Origin of the sequence: Psychrobacter sp. Ps1 (assembly GCF_022129425.1) — a bacterium.
Classification (GTDB): Bacteria; Pseudomonadota; Gammaproteobacteria; order Pseudomonadales; family Moraxellaceae; genus Psychrobacter.
Map to the genome: position 1 here is coordinate 43,390 of NZ_JADQAN010000012.1, position 16,367 is coordinate 59,756.

13 protein-coding genes and 2 tRNA genes are annotated in these 16,367 nt (G+C 42.8%); 10 read left to right on the forward strand and 5 right to left on the reverse strand.

Going from position 1 to position 16,367, the window contains the following annotated elements:
* The first annotated feature begins 233 nt into the window (after positions 1-233).
* The 4 genes from I3249_RS07775 (at position 234) to ruvB (ending at position 3,895) form a co-directional block, all read left to right on the forward strand.
* Positions 234-599 (forward strand): hypothetical protein, encoded by a 366-nt coding sequence (locus tag I3249_RS07775; RefSeq protein WP_238069398.1) that lies wholly within the window; start codon positions 234-236, stop codon positions 597-599.
* A gap of 400 nt (positions 600-999) precedes the next feature.
* Entirely contained in the window at positions 1,000-2,037 is a 1,038-nt protein-coding gene (gene fba, locus I3249_RS07780) for a class II fructose-bisphosphate aldolase (RefSeq protein WP_238069399.1), read from the forward strand.
* 78 nt (positions 2,038-2,115) lie between these two features.
* Positions 2,116-2,736, forward strand: a complete 621-nt coding sequence (gene ruvA / locus I3249_RS07785; RefSeq protein WP_238069400.1) for a Holliday junction branch migration protein RuvA — start codon at positions 2,116-2,118, stop codon at positions 2,734-2,736.
* 175 nt (positions 2,737-2,911) lie between these two features.
* Positions 2,912-3,895: a Holliday junction branch migration DNA helicase RuvB gene (gene ruvB / locus I3249_RS07790; protein WP_057760949.1), complete on the forward strand. Its 984-nt coding sequence runs from the start codon at positions 2,912-2,914 to the stop codon at positions 3,893-3,895.
* Between the two features lie 120 nt (positions 3,896-4,015).
* Here the strand turns inward: ruvB and I3249_RS07795 are convergent, their stop codons facing one another.
* The 4 genes from I3249_RS07795 to I3249_RS07810 all read right to left on the reverse strand — a co-directional run bounded on the left by I3249_RS07795 (position 4,016) and on the right by I3249_RS07810 (position 8,462).
* Positions 4,016-5,677: an AarF/UbiB family protein gene (locus tag I3249_RS07795; RefSeq protein ID WP_238069401.1), complete on the reverse strand. Its 1,662-nt coding sequence runs from the start codon at positions 5,675-5,677 to the stop codon at positions 4,016-4,018.
* Between the two features lie 102 nt (positions 5,678-5,779).
* The gene (locus tag I3249_RS07800; RefSeq protein WP_238069402.1) at positions 5,780-6,484 is read right to left on the reverse strand and encodes a hypothetical protein; all 705 of its coding nucleotides are present in this window, start codon (positions 6,482-6,484) and stop codon (positions 5,780-5,782) included.
* A 118-nt stretch (positions 6,485-6,602) separates the two neighbouring features.
* Complete coding sequence (ubiE, locus tag I3249_RS07805; protein ID WP_238069403.1) at positions 6,603-7,673, reverse strand: bifunctional demethylmenaquinone methyltransferase/2-methoxy-6-polyprenyl-1,4-benzoquinol methylase UbiE; 1,071 nt, start codon at positions 7,671-7,673, stop codon at positions 6,603-6,605.
* 84 nt (positions 7,674-7,757) lie between these two features.
* Positions 7,758-8,462: a hypothetical protein gene (locus tag I3249_RS07810; protein ID WP_238069404.1), complete on the reverse strand. Its 705-nt coding sequence runs from the start codon at positions 8,460-8,462 to the stop codon at positions 7,758-7,760.
* Positions 8,463-8,782: 320 nt separating this feature from the next.
* Between I3249_RS07810 and I3249_RS07815 the strand changes: the two genes are divergently transcribed.
* A complete protein-coding gene (locus I3249_RS07815; protein WP_238069405.1) occupies positions 8,783-10,492 on the forward strand; it encodes an ATPase in 1,710 nt (569 codons plus the stop codon).
* 569 nt (positions 10,493-11,061) lie between these two features.
* Complete coding sequence (locus I3249_RS07820) at positions 11,062-12,669, forward strand: inorganic phosphate transporter (RefSeq protein WP_101206393.1); 1,608 nt, start codon at positions 11,062-11,064, stop codon at positions 12,667-12,669.
* A gap of 116 nt (positions 12,670-12,785) precedes the next feature.
* Here the strand turns inward: I3249_RS07820 and I3249_RS07825 are convergent, their stop codons facing one another.
* Entirely contained in the window at positions 12,786-14,438 is a 1,653-nt protein-coding gene (locus I3249_RS07825) for an aminotransferase class I/II-fold pyridoxal phosphate-dependent enzyme (protein WP_275949241.1), read from the reverse strand.
* Positions 14,439-14,882: 444 nt separating this feature from the next.
* Here I3249_RS07825 and msrB point away from each other — a divergent pair, with 444 nt between their 5' ends.
* The 4 genes from msrB (at position 14,883) to I3249_RS07850 (ending at position 16,345) form a co-directional block, all read left to right on the forward strand.
* Positions 14,883-15,308 (forward strand): peptide-methionine (R)-S-oxide reductase MsrB, encoded by a 426-nt coding sequence (gene msrB, locus I3249_RS07835; protein WP_057760931.1) that lies wholly within the window; start codon positions 14,883-14,885, stop codon positions 15,306-15,308.
* A gap of 137 nt (positions 15,309-15,445) precedes the next feature.
* Positions 15,446-15,931, forward strand: a complete 486-nt coding sequence (locus I3249_RS07840) for a glutathione peroxidase (RefSeq protein WP_238069406.1) — start codon at positions 15,446-15,448, stop codon at positions 15,929-15,931.
* Between the two features lie 224 nt (positions 15,932-16,155).
* Positions 16,156-16,231 (forward strand) — tRNA-Val (locus I3249_RS07845).
* Positions 16,232-16,268: 37 nt separating this feature from the next.
* Positions 16,269-16,345 (forward strand) — tRNA-Asp (locus tag I3249_RS07850).
* Positions 16,346-16,367 lie beyond the last annotated feature (22 nt).

Sequence of the window (16,367 nt, forward strand, 5' to 3'; positions counted from 1 at the left end):
AGTAACATTAGACGTACAACTAACTCTAAATAACTAAGGTAGTCTGTAAAAATAATATTTTGGCTGTTGATTTACTTGTTTTTATTGATATAAGTAAGCGCAATAGCCATCGATTATTATTAAGCAGTAATTATTTATTTATATACTGAAAATTATTATTGCATGTCTGATTCGCACTCTATAAAATAGCGCGACCATGTATTTTGACATGCATTATTTACGAGAGGTTTATTATGTTAAAACGTCATTTATTACTTGCTAGCGTACTTGCTGGTACCTTTGCAATCACTGCATGTAGCCAACAAACAGAAGAAAACACAGAAGCTGCTGTTGAATCTGCTGGCGATGATGCTGCTGCAAACGCTGATGCTGCTGCTGCTGAAGCTGAAGCTGCTGCTCAAGACGCTGGTACTGAAGTTGCCGAAGGCGCTGACACTGCTGGTGCAGCTGCGACAGACGCTCTAGAAAACACTGGCGATGCTATTGCTGAAAGCACTAACACAGCGGTTGAAAATACTGCTGAAGCTGTTGCTGATGGCGCTAACGCTGTCGCTGATGGCGCAAATGATGTTGCAGTTGATGCAGAGCAACAGTACTAAGCTACGCGATGACTAAGCACTATAATGACTGATTTACTGGGAAGCTATCGATTGATATGTAACCTTTAAGAATAGTCATTGCTTTATAAGCCTCAAAATACTAAAAAAGCCTTGGTGATTGCCAAGGCTTTTTGCGTTGTATGTCATTATAGTAGTTTATAAAGTTACAGTTTATAAAAATTAAACTGATATCAAGAGACGGTATAGACTGACAAATAGTCGGTCAACCGCTACGAAGACAGAACAATTTTTGCTATAATCACCGCGTGGTAATCATATCCAATATCATTCAGACCTTTACTAGCCTATATACTGTCAGTCTGATCGAATATACAGTGGAATGATTGTTATCAAGCTGTTTTTTTTAAATACTATTCAAAATCTAATCAGAGAGCATCTTATGGCCCTAATATCCTTACGTCAACTTCTAGATCATGCCGCTGAACACAGCTATGGTGTTCCTGCCTTTAACGTCAATAACTTAGAGCAAATGCGTGCAATCATGATGGCTGCGGATGCTTGTGATTCACCTGTTATTGTTCAAGCCAGTGCAGGCGCACGTAACTATGCTGGGTCAGCATTTTTGCGTCATTTGATTATCGCTGCGATCGAAGAATGGCCACATATTCCAGTAGTAATGCATCAAGATCACGGTATGTCGCCAGCTATCTGCCAACGCTCAATCCAATTAGGTTTTTCATCAGTGATGATGGACGGCTCACTTGGTGAAGATGGCAAAACGCCAATGGATTACGATTACAATGCTAGCGTCACGCGCGAAGTTGTTAAGATGGCTCATGCTTGCGGCGTCTCTGTAGAGGGCGAAATCGGTTGCCTAGGTAGTCTTGAAACTGGTATGGCTGGCGAAGAAGATGGCTCTGGCGCTGAAGGCGTATTGGATCATGAGCAGCTTTTGACCAGTGCTGATGAAGCTGACCAGTTTGTAAAAGATACCAATGTCGATGCGTTAGCGATTGCTATCGGTACTAGTCATGGTGCCTATAAGTTCACACGTCCACCGACAGGCGATATTTTGTCTATTGAACGCGTAAAAGAGATTCATGCCCGTATTCCTAATACGCATTTGGTCATGCATGGTTCTTCATCAGTGCCACAAGAATGGCTAAAAGTTATTAATGAAAATGGCGGTGATATCGGCGAAACTTATGGCGTGCCAGTTGAGCAAATCGTTGAAGCGATCAAGCATGGTGTGCGCAAAGTAAACATCGATACGGATTTACGTCTGGCATCAACTGGTGCTATCCGCGAATTCCTTGCAAAAAATCCAAGTGAATTTGATCCACGCAAATATTTCAAAGCGTCTATGGTAGCGATGTCAGATATCTGTACCAATCGTTTTGAAGCGTTCGGCTCTGCAGGTCAAGCACATAAAATTCGCCCAACCAGTCTTGAAGGTATGGTGAACTTTTACCAATAAGATTGTGTGGTAGAACGTAGTTGTTAATCACGAAGTAGCAGCTGATTTTATAATATCTCACATAAGAGGTCATAAGTAATGATTGGATTGATTACTGGACAGGTGCAGTACTTGATGGCACCGACGGCTTGTATCATGACGACCTCTGGGGTGGGTTATGATATCGAATTGCCATTGCCTTCGTTTTGTCAGTTACAGCTGAATGAACAAGCCAGCATTTGGACACATTTCCATGTTCGCGAAGATGCCCAATTGCTATACGGCTTTATCGATCGAAAAGAACGCGATATCTTTCGCCAGTTAATTAAAATTAACGGGGTTGGGGCAAAAATGGCCTTGGCGATGCTGTCTGCAATGTCAGCAGCTGAGCTAAAGATGCACGTCGAGCAAGAGTCGGAAACGGCATTGACTCGTATCCCTGGCATCGGTAAAAAGACGGCGCAACGCTTATTAATTGAGCTAAAAGACAAGTTAAAGAATATCGACGTTGATAGTGGTGCGTTTGAATTGACACCACAGGAAACTACGATTTCTCATGAAGGCAGTATCATCGCTGAAGTGGAAGGCGCATTGATTAGCTTGGGCTACAAAGAAAAAGAAGCTCAGCTAGCGATTAAAGCTGCTAAGAGTAAAGGAGATACTTTTGCTGATACTCAAGGCTTATTGAAAGCTACTTTACAGCAGCTATCTGGCTTTTAATTCATATTAATTAGCCGTCTATCGATGACAACCACATAATGTATTAAATTAATAAGCGACATTAAATGTCGCTTATTTTCGTTTTAGTGTTCGCTTAATAAGGTTTTACATGACTTATGCGCAGCGTTTGGTTATGCTATTTGTTAACTAATTTTTTAACATAATGATAAATTCTATGACGCAAGATCGCTTAATTAATCCGCTAGAAGGCGCAAGTGATGCTCCTGATGCCAATATCCGACCAGCGTTGTTGGCTGAGTATATTGGTCAGCCGGTGGTACGTGAGCAGATGGAAGTGTTCATCGGTGCTGCTCGTGGCCGTGACGAAGCGCTAGATCACACACTTATATTTGGTCCACCGGGTCTAGGCAAGACGACCCTCGCCAATATTATCGCTCGTGAGATGGGTGGTAATTTGCGTTCTACTTCAGGGCCTGTGCTTGAGCGCCCAGGAGATTTGGCAGCCATGCTGACCAATCTAGAAGCGGGTGACGTACTGTTTATTGATGAAATTCACCGTCTAAGCTCGGTCATTGAAGAGATACTTTATCCAGCGATGGAAGATTTCCAATTAGATATTATGATTGGTGAAGGGCCTGCTGCGCGTTCTATCAAGCTTGATTTGCCGCCGTTTACTTTGGTAGCAGCAACGACGAGAGCAGGACTGCTAACCTCACCGCTACGTGACCGTTTTGGGATTGTACAGCGACTCGAATTTTATAATATCGCTGATCTAACGACGATTGTTAGTCGCGCAGCACGTCTAATGCGTGTACCAATGAGTGAAGATGGCGCTGTAGAGATTGCGCGCCGTGCACGTGGTACACCAAGGATTGCTAACCGCCTATTACGCCGCGTGCGTGACTATGCCGAGGTAAGAGGCGATGGTAGTATTAATGGCGCGATTGCAGGTAGCGCGCTAGATATGCTGGCAGTGGATAGACGTGGTCTTGATCATCTAGACAGACGCTATATCGAAATATTGCATGAGCGCTTTGACGGTGGTCCTGCGGGTGTTGAAGCAGTAGCAGCAGCGATGGCTGAAGACCGTGGTACGCTTGAAGATGTGATTGAGCCGTATCTGATTCAACAAGGTTATGTGCTGCGTACTGCTCGTGGCCGCGTACTGACACAGATGGCAATCGATCAGATGTTATAGTATTCAATACTCAGTACAAAAAATGCGCCTGCTTTTGATTGAAAGTAGGCGCATTTTTTTGTTTAAATCTAAAATTATGAAAATTTTTCTAAACTGATTGATTAAAAGTAAATCTGATTTCTAAGCTAAAATTCGCCAAACAACTACCAGAACAGCCAGTATATAAAATATAGGTGATAGCCAACCGATAACTTGCGTAGCGATAGCGATAAAAATAGCAAACCCTGCAAGTGCCAACCAATCGCGGCGACGGTCATTTAACATGTCAGCACGAATCTGCTGTATTTCACGTAGCTGACTGTCTTGTCGAGAGCCTTGTGAGGCAAGGCTTTGTAGCCCTTGGTCTAATAGTTTAGGAATATCGGTGGTAGACAGGAGCATTTCAGGCAGTTGTTGACGCAGTTGCTGTAGATTACGCATAGGATCTAACTGCTCTTTGATCCAACTGCTTAGAATTGGCTTGGCAAGTGACCAAATGTCTAGATCAGGATATAAATCACGACCGAGTCCTTCCACATGGACCAAGGTTTTTAGCAAAAGCATCAGCTGCGGCGGGATACTCATATGATGTCTACGCGCAATGTCCAAAATCTGCATCAGTACGCCAGCGAAGTCGATATCATCGATTGATTTTTGTAGCATAGGGCCGACGGTACGTTTCATATCACGCATCAGGGCATGCTTATCAGCGTTTGGTGGTATCCAACCTGCACGGCTAACAATATCAACTACGGCGGTGAAGTTATTGTTCATTACGGCAAGTAACATCCGCGCCACGATGAGCTGATCATCTTTTGATAAAGTGCCCATGATGGCGCAATCAAGCCCGATATAACGTGGTTCATGACCTAAATCAACTGCTGCCATACCTGCATGTAAGGTTTGCACAGGTGGTGTCTCTACGAACACATTGCCTGGATGCATATCAGCATGAAAAAAGTTATCACGGAAGACTTGGGTGAAAAATATCGTTAGGCCTTTTTCTGCAAGCGCTGCACGGTCGTAACCTAACTGTTCAAACATCTCAACTTGTGAGATAGGGACACCTTGGATACGCTCCATGACCATCACGTTTTTGGCAGCGTCGTAAACTTCAGGCACATACATCAGTGCTGAACCCAAGAAGTTGTTGCGCATCTGAGTAGTATTATCAGCCTCAAGCGTCAAATCTAGCTCATTGAGCATGACTTGCCGATAGTCTTCGACAATATCGATGATATGAATGGCACGTGCCGCTTCAATTCGTGCAGATGCCCAGCTTGCCAATTCTCGCAGTAGCTCAAAGTCAGAAACAATCACAGTGCGAATATCGGGGCGAACCACTTTTACCACGACTTCACGCCCATCATGTAGGGCAGCCGTATGAACTTGGGCGATAGAAGCGGCCGCTAACGGTTTGATATCGAACCGAGCAAACAAGGTTTCAATAGACTGGCCAAGACCATGTTTAGGGTGCTGAATTTGAGCGACAGCAATATCAGCGTCAAAAGGCTTAACTTTGTCCTGCAACTGAATCAATTGAGCGATAATCTCAGGCGGTACCAAGTCGCGACGTGTTGAGAGTAACTGGCCAAGTTTCAAAAACAGCGTACCCATGTCCTCAAGCGCATATTTAATCGCATTTGGTTGGTGCTTTTTGCCCCATGCTGCTGGATGCATGCGAATTAATCGCGCCAAAGGTTGCAGCTGCGGTGCTTCTTCGATAGAAAAATGGGTATCAAGGCGATACATTGCGGCGATACGCCAAAGCTGAAGTAGACGAGCGCGGTGCGATAATAGCATGGGATTAGGTACTCTAAACAAAGACGAAAATGGGGTAAGCGCTGTGCTTAATCACAAATATTGCCATCGGTAATAGCGTTCATTTATGATTGATGCAATCGGCTATTGATGAAACGAGTTATTGAGAAACTGCGCTTGCTCTTCTTTGATAGCAGCAAGTTTGGCTTCTTCTCGTTCGACGTCAGCACGTAATTTTAACAATTGCTGTTTCAGGTCATTTACTTCAGCGACCTCAATAGGGTCAGGTGTGCTATTGCCAGCTACTTCATTGGCCCAATCACTGACGTCATTAAAAGCACGTTTGGCACTATGACGCCAGCTACCTTTGAGCTGAGAGATAAGAAGGTGTAACTGGCTAGCCATTGGTTTACCGATAAATGGTTCAAGCTGTCCAGCTAGGTCAGGATCAAACCCTGCAACCAGTTGTTTGAGCTGCATTAGCACCTTGTAATCGCCAGCGATTGGCAAGTTGCCTTCCGCGCCGCGCATCAGATTGAGCAATTGAGCAGCATTATCTACAGTAATGGTACAATCTGGACGACTATGACCAAAACGTGCGCGCTCCATGCTAGCTTTTTGGCGCTCATTCATCTGGCCACTTGGCTCAAACACGCTCTCCGTCGTGACTGGCTCAAAGCGCAAACGCTCATGAGTGAACAGGATGTCTAAATGAATCTCAGGCAGTCCCATATTAAGACGTAACACCTTACCTGCAAGCGGCGCTAAACCTGCTTTGGTAATCTCATCACTAGCAATGGCAATGTTAATTAGCTTTTCGGCACCAGCTAATAGAAGGACAGTCAGCATAAGGCTCTCGCATCGTTAAGTGAGCGCCTTTGCATTAGCTGCATCAGCGCATGGTATGTCTGTGTTAGGTTCAATATGGTTTGTTAAACGTAATGGTCTTGTTTATCGTGCTTTAGCGTTACGCTTTAAAGCCGCGATGGACAGCCACGATACCAGCAGTCAAGTTATGATAATCACAGTTCTCAAACCCAGCTTGTTGCATCATCTGCTTAAGTGTCTGTTGATCAGGATGCATACGAATCGATTCGGCCAAATATTGGTAACTTTCAGAATCGTTTGCAATCAGCTTACCCATCACTGGCAGTGCGGTAAATGAATACAAATCATAGGCTTTAGATAGTGGCTCAAATACTGGCTTGGAGAATTCTAAAATCAATAGACGACCGCCTGGCTTTAGGACGCGATACATAGACTTTAGCGCGGCATCTTTGTCTGTGACATTACGCAAACCAAAGCTAATGGTGACCAAATCAAAGCTTTCGTCATCAAAAGGGGCCAACGTTTCAGCGTTTGCTAATACAAAGTCAACGTTATTACAACCAGCATTGATTAGGCGCTCACGGCCCACTTCTAGCATCGCAGCATTAATATCAGATAGTACCACGTGGCCATTTCTACCGACTTCACGGCTAAATACTTTGGCCAAATCGCCTGTACCACCCGCGATATCAAGGACATGCTGACCAGCACGCACGCCTGATAGGCTAATCGCATAGCGCTTCCACAGACGATGAATACCAAATGACATCAAGTCATTCATGATGTCGTATTTCTTGGCAACAGAAGTGAATACGTCAGCCACACGTGCTTGTTTTTCTGCTTTATTGACGGTTTTATAACCAAAATGCGTCTGCTCGTTGCCGTCTGTTTCAGGCGTATGCGGATTATTAATATCATCACGCTGATTGAACAGGGTTTGTTTTATGGTTTGCTCTGAAGGGTTTGTGCGAGTCGTTTGATCGTTATTTGGCATAGTAGTTTGTTGGCCTTGCGGCATCCCAGTTGGTAAATCTTGAACTTTAATAAAGTCGCTATTGTCGTCACTAGCAACGCTATTATTCTTGCTCGGCACGACATTGGTTGTTTGGTTGCGTAATATCTGCGCGCTAATCTGTTGATTATGAGCAATACTGTCTTTTACCAGTTTGTCTTGCAAATGAGCGTTGTTATTACTTGAAGTGTCGGTCATTACATTATCCTAAGGTTTGTTTTTATTAGGCTATGTACAGCCTGAGATATGCCAAGAATTAATTAGCTATTTAGCGTATTAATTCTATGATACACCAAACCCTACTGGCTTACCGCCATTATGTACTTCATCAACAATTAGCAGTTCACGTTCACAAAATGGTTCAATAAAACTGCTTACGCTACTTAAAGGTTTCATAGCTTTGAAGCCTGCGTCGATGAAATCATAAAGTGGCTGGTAATTGCTGCGATAAGCAGCACCTTTTGCCAATGCAAAGGCTTTTTTGAGCATAAAGGTATTTAAGTGTTTATCAGTGCGGTAACAAACGTCTTTTAGGTTGGCAATCTGTACTCGGCGTTCAGCTTCCTCATTAACCGCATGGTAGGCAGCTAGCATATTGTCTGCGTCCACTGGTAAATTTTGATCGAGTAGCCATTCAGCCAAATGTAGATCTAGCTCAATGGCCAAAATTGCTGCTTGAATCCCCATGCTACCAGCCTCTAATGCAGACTCTTTGGCAAGGCGTTCTAGCTTTTTGGCTTTTGGAAGGATACGTGCTAGTTGTTTTGCTAGTATCTCGAACTCATCACCACCATATAGCTTCGTTAAAAAATAATCTGCCATTAGCTGGTTTTTGGGTTGTTCAAATAGTGCACGATGGGTGTGACGGATACGTACTTGTTGCCATGTTTGTACTTCGTTGAGCTTGGCTTTCAATATATCATTTTGGTGATGAGGCATCGCCCAAAAACGTGTCAAATGCTGTTGTAAATCAGCTAAAGCGGTCATGGCTGTAAATCCTGTAGAAGTAAATAGGGTGATCAAATTTAAGTATGGTTGTTTTAAATATAGTGGTTTAGGGTTATAAGGTTTTCAACAACTGTTTTATCCTATACCTAAAATTGTGTTCACCTTAAAAGAAAATAATTAAGAATACAAATACCAATCTGTTACACAGCAATATTATTTACTCGATTGGTGCAGTGCTATGATTAAATGAGATAAAAATGATTGATGAGATAGAAATATTGAGAGTTATCTTATCGAGAGCTATCTCATAAATCACTCAACGGTAAAGCAGCCCAATAACAATAATAGCGAGTGTAATCATGTCTAAAAAAAATGATACTACTGAACCAAAAGCACCACAAGCGGTAAGTACACAATTTAGTGATCAAGTTGTGGAGCAGCGTCTAAAGCCCAATCCTTTGAGTCAGTTTTCACTGGATGAGGATTCGCTTAGATTGGCATTGGTAACAGCTCAGTATGCTTTAAAAGCTACTCGCCAGCAAACGCCGCCGACCCTCAATAAGCCAACAGGTCTATTGGTGCTAGTTAATGGAATGGAGCAAGCGGGTAAAGGTACAGCCGTTAAACAGTTGCGACAATGGGTGGATCCAAGGCTGCTTAAAGTTGAGGCAACCATTGGTCATTCGCCATTGAGCTATCAACCTATTTGGCAAGCGCATACTAGCGCCATGCCGCGCCATGGTGACGTCATGGTGTATTTCGGCAACTGGTATGCTGACTTATTATACAACGTCATGCGACTAGCGACATCAGATACTGAGAACCTTGAAGCATTACCAAATGATAAAGATCAAAAAGATAAAAATTCGCTTCCTATCGCTCAGTGGCAAGACTATCTACAGCAGCAGTTAGATATACTAAAAGCATTTGAAAACGATCTCATTGCCAATCAAACCAAATTATTAAAATGCTGGTTTCATGTTGATATCGAAACGTTGCACAGTCGCTTAAAGGATGATGAAGCAGATCCGCAGTTTTTGTATCAAATTGACTGGAACAATAAGCAAGTCATCGAAAAGTTTAATGAGGTAGCTGCGACCTTGCTGCGTCAACAGGATGATTGGGTCATCATTGATGGTGATGATAAGTTAGAGGCCGCTGATAACTTTTGTCATTTGGTGCTACATGCTATGCAAACAGCGCTGGTGAGTAGTCAGACAGATAGCAATGACAATGACAATAATAACGACAATGACAAGGAAACGTCAGAAAACCATTCTCAGTCCGAAAAACTGGAACTTAACTCAGATACTAAGCAAAAACAGTTTGAGCCTGTACCGATACCTAAGCAACTGACATCTATTAAAGATAAGAAAATCAGTAAGTCCGACTATCGTGAGGCATTGGCAGAGAAGCAAGCAAAACTAGCTGAGTTGCTACGTGCACGCCAAGGTCGGCATGTTGTGTTTGCCTTTGAAGGGATGGACGCTGCTGGCAAGGGCGGCGCAATCAAAAGGTTGGTCGCACCGCTAGATCCCCGCGAGTATCAAATCTATAATATTGGCGCACCGATGTTGTATGAGACTCAGCATCCTTACTTGTGGCGTTTCTGGACAAGATTGCCTGACGAGCAAACCAATCGTATTAGCCGTATCGCCATTTTTGATCGTACTTGGTATGGGCGCGTGTTGGTCGAGCGCATCGAAAGATTTGCGTCTCCTAATGAATGGCAACGAGCATATGATGAAATCAATCGTTTCGAGGCAGATTTGGCAGCAGCAGGAACGTTGGTTATCAAGTATTGGTTAGCGATTGATAAAAAAGAGCAGCTTAAACGGTTTGAAGATCGTCAAGAAACACCGCATAAGCAATTTAAACTAACGGATGATGACTGGCGTAACCGTAATAAATGGTCAGACTACGTGCAATCTGCAGCAGATATGCTGGCACGCACAGATACAACGACAGCGCCATGGTGTGTCATTGCGACCAATGAAAAACGTCAAGCGCGTTTAGATGTGTTAGATCATGCTATTGAGCAGTTGTCTGCATTTACTGAAAGCAAGTAGTTGTTATAAATGCCTGAAGTTTAATGACTCTTATAGGTTTATATAGCTGTATTTTTCAAGTATTTCCTAAGTAGGATGGCTCAAAACATATTCGAGCCATCCTGTCTTTTACAGAGTGTGGTCTTGTCTGTATACACTCGCAGTTACAAATCTCGCAATATCATTATGCATTATGTGCTCATATTTAATATAATAGAGCGCAAAACAGCTTCTGCTAAATAATAGTTTTAATTTAGCAATCAACGTGTTTTAGTTATTTAGCATAGATAACTTAATAATTACGACAAAAATTGTTACAATAGCTGTTAGTAGTACCACAAATATCGCTAAGAAATATATAAGCCGCAAGATGCTGTAATCAGACGATTTGGCAATATCACTTGCGGCTTTGTGACATGTTGAAGGATATATTATTTACTTTCGCTCTAGTCAGTTTAAGACCTTCTAATCGCATGTTGTATATTTTATATATGCTACTTCATTAGATGCTGCAATAAGCACTGTGAGTAGCAGCGCAATATTATCAACCTCATATAATTTTAATCAGCTTACGCAGGACGTACTAACGTATGGGTATTAGCAGCAGTTCTACAGAGTCAGTCAAGCCAGTTGGCTCTATGAGAATCAATCTATTTTTTGCCATTTTACTGATTGCGATGACTTCCTACTTCTTGTGGTGGGGTTTAGATTACACCATGCGTCAGCAAACGACGCTATTCATCGTGGCGACCGCTTTTGGTGTCTTTATGGCATTCAATATCGGTGGTAACGATGTCGCCAACTCCTTTGGTACTTCGGTGGGTGCAGGGACGTTGACTATCCCGCAAGCATTGGGTATTGCCGCGATATTTGAAGTATCGGGTGCAGTCCTTGCAGGTGGGGAGGTGACTGATACGATTCGAAGCGGCATCGTCGATCTAGATGGTCTATCAGTGACGCCCAATCAGTTCATTTATGTCATGCTCTCCGCATTGGTTGCAGCAGCATTTTGGCTGTTATTTGCAACCAAAAAAGGTCTGCCTGTTTCGACCACGCACTCCATTATTGGCGGTGTGATTGGTAGCTCCATCGTTTTAGGTATCACGTTAGGTGGTACGGACATGGCGCTATCAACGGTAGACTGGGGAACGGTTGGAACCATCGCTATTTCTTGGGTACTGTCACCGCTACTAGGTGGCGTGTTGTCTTATCTGTTATATGGACAAATCAAGAAAAACATCATTGAATATAATGATAAAACTGAAGCCTATATTGCGACGCTAAAAGGCAATAAAAAAGTCTTAAAGCAAAACCATAAAGAGTTTTTGGATGGTTTGACAGAGTCTGAGCAATTGGCCTATACGTCAGCGATGTTACGTGATCAGGAAATCTATAAAGATGACGATTGTATCGTTGAAGACCTAGAAACTGATTACTACAAAAAGCTTTATGATATTGAAAATGAGCGTAGTAGCCTTGATACTCTAAAAGCACTTAAGCAATGGGTACCTATCATTGCTGCCGCAGGTGGTGCGGTGATGACTTCTCTAGTCGTCTTTAAAGGTCTGAAAAATGTTAATAGCGGCCTGACCACACTGCAGGGCTTCTTGATTATGGGTATGATAGCGGCGCTAGTATGGTTAGCGACCTATATCTATACCAAGAGTATCCGTGGTAAGCATAAAGAAGATTTGACCAAAGCGACGTTCATTATGTTTAGTTGGATGCAGGTCTTTACCGCGTCAGCTTTTGCCTTTAGTCATGGTTCAAACGATATCGCCAACGCGGTTGGCCCTTTCGCCGCCATTATGGATGTGATTCGTACTAATAGTATCGCTACTGAAGCTGCTGTGCCACCTGCTGTCATGCTGACCTTTGGTGTGGCACTAATCGTTGGTCTTTGGTTCATTGGTAAAGAAGTTATTCAAACTGTTGGTACCAATCTAGCGAAAATGCATCCAGCTTCAGGATTCTCAGCTGAGCTAGCTGCTGCTGCTGTTGTAATGGGCGCATCGACGATGGGTCTGCCTGTATCAAGTACTCACACGCTAGTAGGCGCGGTATTAGGTATCGGTATCGTCAACAGAGATACTAACTGGAAGCTTATGAAACCAATTGGTTTGGCTTGGATTGTGACGCTGCCTGCAGCGGCTACTATGTCTGCCATCAGTTATCTCGTATTGAGCAACATTTTTTAATGCGCTGTTTTTATCAGTGAATTGTCATAATTGAGTTTTAATAACTAAGTTCAACGCAATAAAAAACGCTTATCAGCATCATGCCGATAAGCGTTTTTTTAATGATGTATAACGATTTACTCGGTACCAAACTGCTTACGTTTTTTGGCAAAAAATCTGTCCAATCTATCCATCGCATTTTCTAGGTCAAGCAAGTTAGGCAAGAACACCAGACGGAAATGGTCGGGTCTATCCCAGTTAAACCCAGTACCTTGAACCATCAATACGTTTTCTTCAACGAGCAAGTCCATCATAAAATCCATATCATCGGTGATAGGGTAAACCTCTGGATCCATTTTTGGAAAACAGTAAAACGCGCCTTGAGGCATGGTACAAGAAATACCTTTGATAGCATTAAGACGTGAGACTGCCATTTCACGTTGCTTATATAGGCGACCCTTTTCAGAAGTCAGGTCTTGCATGCTCTGATGCCCACCCATCGCTGTTTGAATAGCATACTGTCCTTGCACGTTAGAACAAAGACGCATAGATGCGAGCATATCTAAGCCTTCAATAAAGTCAGCTGCGGGCTGTTTGCGGCCCGATACCATCATCCAACCTGAGCGAAATCCTGCGATACGATGTGACTTTGACAAGCCATTGTAAGAGAGCACCAGCACGTCGTCAGTTAAGGTGCTCATTGGGGTATGGACATTATCATCATAGAGAATACGGTCGTAAATCTCATCAGCCATGATGATTAAATCATGCTCTTTAGCAACTTCGATAATTTGCTTTAATAACTCATCACTATAAAGTGAACCTGTCGGATTATTTGGGTTAATAACCACGATACCCTTTGTTTTGCTCGTGATTTTCGACTTAATGTCTTCAATATCAGGGTGCCAGTTGTCTTCTTCATTGCAGCGATAGTGCACAGCAGTACCGCCAGCGAGATTAGCAGCAGCAGTCCAAAGCGGATAGTCTGGCATCGGAATCAAGACTTCATCACCGTCATTCATCAACGCCTGCATGGTCATAACAATAAGCTCAGAAACCCCATTGCCCAAATACACATCACGTACGTCAACGGCCGATAACAATCCTTTAGACTGGTAATATTGCAAAATGGCTTTACGCGCTGAGAAAATCCCCTGCGAGTCTGAATAACCAGTCGCCTCAGATAGGTTCATAGCGACATCGCGTAAAATCTCATGCGGGGCTTCTAAACCAAAAGGCGCAGGATTACCCACGTTTAGTTTTAATATCCGTTTGCCTTCTGCCTCCATTTTATTGGCAGTCTGCAATAGAGGACCACGAATGTCATAGCAAACGTTTTGTAATTTATCAGATTTTTTTATGGTGTTCATAGCGTGACCGTTTTTCGGATTGGTTGTCGAATTGGTTTTTGAGTCTTTACCAGCAGTAGAAGTTAGCGTGGACTGAGCATCAGTTGTCTTAATACCTGACTGGGCGTGTGAACTCGTATCTAGCTCTTGATGTTTACTGCGCTCTATAGATGATGTCGATTCGTCTGCATCAATAGCTTCATTGTTGAGGTCGCCGCGTAACAGATAGCCTTCACTACAGCCCAAAATACGTGCGAGCGTAGGCAGCTTGGATGAGACAATACCGTTGGTACCGCGCTCCCAGTTTGAGATAGCGCCACGACTCACCTTTGCACCAGCGGCTGTCATGGCTTGTGCTAGCTGCTCAGCAGTAAATCCTTTGTCACGGCGCAACTGTACCAGTCGTTCCGCTTGCGTACCTTTGCCATTGTCGTCAGACATTGTTATATGAGCCTTTGTTAATCAGTAATTATTCAGAGTAGAGATATATTAAACATTTTAGTTAAGCACTAATGCAAGATATTATTGCATTGATAGTTAATTTGCAAATGATTTTACAATCAGTTCTATCAGTGTTTGCAAGTATATCTTGCAATTAATACTTGGCTTATATTTGTATGGCTCTAAATCTCTTAAGTAGACTATAAAATGTATAGGTATCAAAATTACATCTTTACCCATCATTATCTAAAATTAATTTGGTATATTTAACTCAGTCAATCTCTTCAATCATGCTGTCTATCTCCCAATATAAAGAGTGCTTTTCTTATATATGCCTTGAATAGTGTGCTGATAACCAACAGATAGAGCACGTCGTTCTCATAATCATATGGCGATAAAATAGTTACCGAGATTAGATAATAAATACTCGAATAAGGATAAATTATGCAAGACAATCAACTAAGCAAAGAAGAAATCAGCCAGTTGACTGAAGCTGACTGGAAAGAGCGTTTAACCGCTGATGAGTATCATATTATGCGTGAGAAGGGCACTGAGCGTCCATTTACAGGTGTATACAATGATGCAACCGATGATGGCGTTTACCGCTGTAAGGGCTGCGGTGCAAGCTTATTTGACTCAAGCAATAAATTTGATGCGAGCTGTGGCTGGCCAAGTTTTGATCAAGGTATCGATAACAGCGCGATTGAAGAGCACGTCGATAACTCGCTAGGCATGACTCGTACCGAAGTCACTTGTAGCAACTGCGGCGCACATTTAGGTCATGTATTCCCTGATGGTCCTACCGAGACAACAGGCATGCGCTATTGCATCAACTCAGTATCTATCGATTTAGATAAGTCTGAGAAGTAAGTAGTCTCAGTAGTATTAGAAATGTGAAAGGGAAGTACAAGGTGCTTCCCTTTCAATAGTTTTATTAGGTGTATGATAGAAAAAGAAGTAGCGCATAAACACCCAAAACAATAAAAACCTCAATTTAAGGATAAATAATGAGCACAATTTATGATTTTATGGCTGAGCGCATGGATGGTAGCTCGCAAGCGTTTTCAGATTACCAAGATAAAGTATTATTAATCGTTAATACCGCAAGTAAATGTGGATTTACGCCGCAGTTCGAAGGCTTAGAGTCGATATATCAACAGTATAAAGATCAAGGACTGGTGGTCATCGGTTTTCCTTGTAATCAATTTGGTAGCCAAGACCCAGGTAGCAACGATGAGATTGGGGCGTTTTGCCAAAAGAATTATGGTGTCAGCTTTCCGATGATGGCAAAGACTGATGTCAATGGCGCAGATGCTCATCCTATCTATGAATGGCTTAAGGAACAAAAAGGTGGTGTGCTGACAGATGGTATCAAGTGGAATTTCACCAAGTTCCTAGTCGATAGTAAAGGTCAGGTGATTGACCGCTATGCACCAACGACCAAGCCAGAAGCCATCAAAAATGACATCGAGCAAGCACTAGCCAATAAATAAGCATTAAATCTAAAAAACATTGATTTTATATGAAAATATAAAATCAATAAAAACAAATGCTTGCTAGATATTCTAATAAAAATCGAAAAAATATTTAAAAAAGTGGTAAATACTGTTTGACACCCAACAGTAAATCTATATAATACACTCCCACAGCAACGGAGCTTAGTGACAAACTTAAGAGCTCAGTTGATGTTGAATAAATTGCCTAGCAATTGTTCGAAGGGTGATTAGCTCAGTTGGTAGAGCGTCTGCCTTACACGCAGAATGTCGGCGGTTCGAATCCGTCATCACCCACCACTTCTTAGCAAGTGGCTAAACAAGCTAAGAGACCTAAGCAGCGGTAGTTCAGTTGGTTAGAATACCGGCCTGTCACGCCGGGGGTCGCGGGTTCGAGTCCCGTCCGCTGCGCCATATTTAAAACGAATTTAAACTC